Here is a 4,882-nt window from a genome sequence, read left to right as displayed (position 1 = left end):
GCTGCAGACACTCCTCGCCCTCTGGACCGGCGTCTGCCCCACCTGCCACCACGACATACCCACACCGATACGAACCTGACCAAGCACTACTAGGTCTGACAGGCCCTCAGCCAGCTCAGTCTGGAAAACTCTCGGGCCTTGGGAGGGCATGCGCGAGGCGTCCGGTCGGCGTGTGAATACGTTCCCAGTCGAATCAAGCCAACGTTACGTACCACGCAGTTTCTTGACCCTGCCCACGCCTGGGCACCCGTAGACATCGTCGAACTCACGCACCCGAACAAGGCCGCACATCAAGCTGCGACAGAATCCTTGACGCCGCCTCAGCAGCTTCCTACGCTCCCCTGGGAGCGTTCCCACACCCGCCGAAGTGAACGATCACCTTTGCCTCACCTGCCCCACCAGACCCGTTCACTCTGCAGACCCCCACGCATCGGAGGCCATCGTGACCCCACGCATCGGCGCACCGCCCTCACAGCGCGAGCGTGGAGACCGAGAGCCCGGTCGAGAGGCCGCCCGATCTGCGACATCACCACCGCCGCCACACCGGCCGCCGCACTCGCCGAACTGCCGCAGACGGCACAGCCCGCGACCGCGCGGCAGGTGGAACGTCTCGGCCGCGGCCTGAACCGGCGTCCACACCGGCAGCGGGGACCTGATGCCGTGGCGGTGGCTCGACACCGATCCCTGCGATGTGGCGTTCGACGTCTACCGGGGCAGCCCAAGCTCAACTCTGTCGGGGGGACATCCTCGGCGACCGGCGCGAGGAGGTCGTCCGGCCCACCACCGACAACCGAGCCCTACGCACCTGCAGCACGCCGCACCAACCGGGACGCGGATCACCACGCTGCCCCACGACACGCAGTACGGCACCGCGCCGACCTGGCAACACCGCCCACGACCAACATGCCCGCCCCGTCGCCCCCACCGCCTACACAACCTGAACACGCCGTACCCGAACGGTGGTACCGGCGGCACCGATTCGGCACCGAACGAACGCGCCCGCGCCCAGTCAGTCGCTGAACCGCAGCTTCGAACTGCTCCCGGCTCCCCCAGGAAGGGACTGGCATGCACGGAACCCGGCACTTACCGCTCCTCCGGATCCTTTTGACCACGCTCCTGCTCGTGCTCGGCGTGACCCTCGCACCGTCGGCCACCGCCGCCGCAGCCCCCGTACGCATCATGCCGCTCGGCGACTCGATCACCGGTTCGCCGGGCTGCTGGCGGGCCCTGCTGTGGAACCGTCTGCAGAGCACCGGCTACAAGAACATCGATTTCGTCGGCACCCTCAACCAGCAGGGCTGCCCGCACCCACACGACGGCGACAACGAAGGCCACGGCGGTGAGCTCGTCACCAACGTCGCGAACCAGAACCTGCTTCCCGGCAGGCTCGCCGCCACGCGTCCCGACATCGTTGTCATGCACTTCGGCACCAACGACGTGTGGAGCAGCATCTCCCCCGACACCATCCTCGCCGCATACACCAAGCTGGTGCGGCAGATGCGGGCGTCGAATCCGGACATGAAGATCCTCGTCGCCCAGCTGATACCGATGAACCCGTCCGGCTGCACCGGCTGCGCCCAGCGCGCGGTCGCCCTCAACGCACGCATCCCCGACTGGGCCCAGGCAACCAGTACGAGCCGCTCCCCGGTGACCGTCGTCGACCAGTGGACCGGGTTCAACACCGCCACCGACACCTACGACGGCGTGCACCCCTCCGCCCCCGGCAACGAAAAGATCGCCGCCCGCTGGTACCCCGCCCTCACCTCCGCCCTCGACAAAGACGTACCGGGCGACCCGGGCACCCCGGGCGGCGACCCCGCCTGCACCGCCTCCTTCCGGGCCGTCTCCTCCTGGCAGAGCGGCTACCAGGGCGAGGTGACCGTGACCAACGCGTCCACGTCCTTCGTCAACGGCTGGACCGCGACCGTCGTACCGGCCGCGGGCGCCCGCCTCACCCAGGTCTGGAACGGCAGCCTCGGCACGACCGCCGACGGCAGGACCACCGTCGGCAACGCGTCCTGGAACGGCACGCTCGCACCGGGCGCCCGCACCACGTTCGGCTTCACCGCCGACACACCGGCGACGGCCGGCAGCCCCTCGGCCACCGTCAGTTGCACGGCACGAGCCGCCCTCTCCTGAACACTCCGTCTCCGTCGAATGGGAGCACCCATGAAATCCCCCACCCGCGCCGCGCCACGCATGGCCGCGGTCATGGCCGCCCTCCTTGGCCTGCTCGTCCCCCTGCTCGGTCTCGGCGCACCGGCGCACGCCGCGCCCACCGGCTTCCGCATCCAGAACGGCCGGCTGCTGGAAGCGAACGGGAACGACTTCGTCATGCGCGGCGTCAACCACGCCCACACCTGGTATCCGACCCGGATCAGCTCCATCGCCAACATCAAGGCCAAACGCGCCAACACCGTCCGCGTCGTTCTCGCCAACGGTGACCGCTGGACCCGCAACGACACCGCCGACGTGGCGAACGTCGTCTCCCAGTGCAAACGCAACCGGCTCATCTGCGTCCTGGAGGTCCACGACACCACGGGCTACGGCGACCAGAGCGGAGCGACCACCCTCTCCCGCGCCGCCGACTACTGGATCAGCGTCAAGAGCGCCCTGGCCGGCCAGGAGAGCTACGTCATCGTCAACATCGGCAACGAGCCCTACGGCAACAACAACACCTCGAGATGGACCGCCGACACCAAGGCGGCCATCCAGAAGCTGCGCAACGCCGGGCTCAACCACACCCTCATGGTGGACGCCCCCAACTGGGGCCAGGACTGGTCCTTCAGCATGCGGGACAACGCAGCATCGGTCTTCGCCGCCGACCGGGACCGCAACACCGTCTTCTCGGTCCACATGTACGGCGTCTACAACACGGCCGCGAAGGTCAACGACTACCTGAACCGCTTTGTCGCCGCGAGACTCCCCATCGTCGTAGGGGAGTTCGGCTTCAACCACTCCGACGGCAACCCCGACGAGGACGCCATCATGGCGGCGGCTCAGCGGCTCGGCATCGGCTACCTCGGCTGGTCCTGGAGCGGCAACGGCAGCGATGTGCAGTACCTGGACCTGGTGACCGGCTTCGACCCCAACCGGCTCACCAGCTGGGGCCAGCGCCTCTTCAACGGCGCGAACGGCATCGCCGCCACCTCCAAGGAGGCCAGGGTCTACTCCGGTGCCGCGCGCGGCACTTCCCCGACCGCTGCCCAAGCCGCCCGCTGATCCGTGCCCGGCCCGGCCCGGCCCGGTAAGGGCATGTCATGTACGCGCCATCACTTGACTCGCCCGCCGACCCCACCCCCCTAGGCACCACCAACGTATGGAGGAACAGGACGATGTACCCCAGTGTCACCGATGTCCGGATGTCCAAGGACATCCGGGCCACCAGGACAGGACTTCGAGGGACCGGCAGAACGGTCAGGTTGCGGGCAGCCGTGGTCGCGGCCGTGATCGGCCTGATCACCGCTCTGGTCGCGATCCAGCCCGCGTCGGCCCGGCCGACGTCCGCTCAGGACAACCCGTACGAGCGGGGCCCCGACCCCACGGTGAGCAGCGTCGCGGCCCAGCGGGGGACGTTCACCACCGCGGAGTTGACCGTGCCGCCCGGCAACGGCTTCAACGGCGGCAAGATCTACTACCCGACCGACACCAGCAAGGGCACCTGGGGCGCCGTCGCGGCCGTGCCCGGCTACACCGCCAAGTGGGCCGCCGAGGGCGCCTGGATGGGGCCCTGGCTCGCCTCCTTCGGGTTCGTCGTCATCGGCATCGACACCAACAGCCCCAACGACTACGACACCGCCCGCGGCACCCAACTGCTCGCCGCACTGGACTACCTCACCCAGAAGAGCCCGGTACGCGACCGCGTCGACCCCAACCGGCTGGGAGTGATCGGACACTCCATGGGCGGCGGCGGCGCCATCAGCGCAGCCGGACGACGGCCTTCGCTGAAGGCCGCCCTGCCGCTCGCGCCCTTCTCTCCCTCACAGAACCTGTCCTCCCTCCGGGTGCCGACAATGATCATGGGAGCCCGGGACGACGGTACGGTCACCCCCTCCTACCTCAACGGCCTCTACGCCGGCATGCCGCCCGCCACGCCGAGCGCCTACATCGAGCTCACCAGCGGCGGCCACGCTTTCCCCACCTGGGGCAACTCCAACGTGACCCGCCGCACGATCCCCTGGCTCAAGATCTTCCTCGACAACGACACCCGCTACACCCAGCTCCTGTGCCCGTCGCCGGCGGACCGCACCGGCATCTCCCGGTCCCAGATCAAGTGCGCGTACGTGCCCGGCGGCGGTACGACCCCGCCCCCGCCGAGCGGCGGCCACATCGTCGGCACCGCGTCCGCCCGCTGTCTGGACGTAGCCAACTCCTCCCAGACCAACGGCACCCAGCTCCAGCTGTGGGACTGCTTGGACCGAACCAGCCAGAAGTGGGCCCGCACGGACGCCGGGGAACTGCGCGTCTACGGCAACAAGTGCCTGGACGCCGAGGCCTCAGGCACCTCTTCCGGCACACGTGCCATCATCTGGGACTGCCACGGCGGACAAAACCAGCACTGGAACGTCAACAGCAACGGCACCATCACCAGCGCCCAGTCCGGCCTGTGCCTGGACGCGAACAACGCAGGCACCGCCAACGGAACCCAGGCCATCCTGTGGACCTGCAACGGAGGCTCCAACCAGCGGTGGACCCTGCGATAGCGGCAAGCTGAACCCGGTTCACGACAGAGCCGGACCGAAGTGCCGGGCGACGCTCGGCACTTCGGCCCTTTCGGACGTCTTCTCCGTCACCAGCGTGACCGGCCTGCTCGCCGAACGAGCCCCTGGCCTGCTCAGGACGCTGCGCGAGTACGATCCGGACTTCGTTGTCCTGGACGGCA

Annotated in this window: 3 protein-coding genes and 1 pseudogene; all 4 read left to right on the top strand. The window is 68.7% G+C overall.

Going from position 1 to position 4,882, the window contains the following annotated elements; genetic code table 11:
- Positions 1-1,065: 1,065 nt before the first annotated feature.
- On the top strand, positions 1,066-2,139 hold the full coding sequence (locus ABTX62_RS37725; protein WP_352120406.1) for a GDSL-type esterase/lipase family protein: 1,074 nt from the start codon (positions 1,066-1,068) through the stop codon (positions 2,137-2,139).
- A 30-nt stretch (positions 2,140-2,169) separates the two neighbouring features.
- Positions 2,170-3,222 carry a glycoside hydrolase family 5 protein gene (locus tag ABTX62_RS37720; protein WP_502998086.1) on the top strand — a complete coding sequence of 351 codons (1,053 nt, stop codon included), beginning with the start codon at positions 2,170-2,172 and terminating at the stop codon, positions 3,220-3,222.
- Positions 3,223-3,335: 113 nt separating this feature from the next.
- Positions 3,336-4,703 carry a poly(ethylene terephthalate) hydrolase family protein gene (locus ABTX62_RS37715; RefSeq protein ID WP_352120405.1) on the top strand — a complete coding sequence of 456 codons (1,368 nt, stop codon included), beginning with the start codon at positions 3,336-3,338 and terminating at the stop codon, positions 4,701-4,703.
- Between the two features lie 85 nt (positions 4,704-4,788).
- Positions 4,789-4,882, top strand: a pseudogene (locus ABTX62_RS37710) (IS5/IS1182 family transposase); the annotation flags it as partial.

This window comes from Streptomyces sp. NPDC096046, assembly GCF_040303285.1.
In the GTDB taxonomy this organism is placed as follows: domain Bacteria; phylum Actinomycetota; class Actinomycetes; order Streptomycetales; family Streptomycetaceae; genus Streptomyces.
Note: the sequence above shows the minus strand (reverse complement) of the source record. Positions and strands in the feature narration are given on the sequence as shown.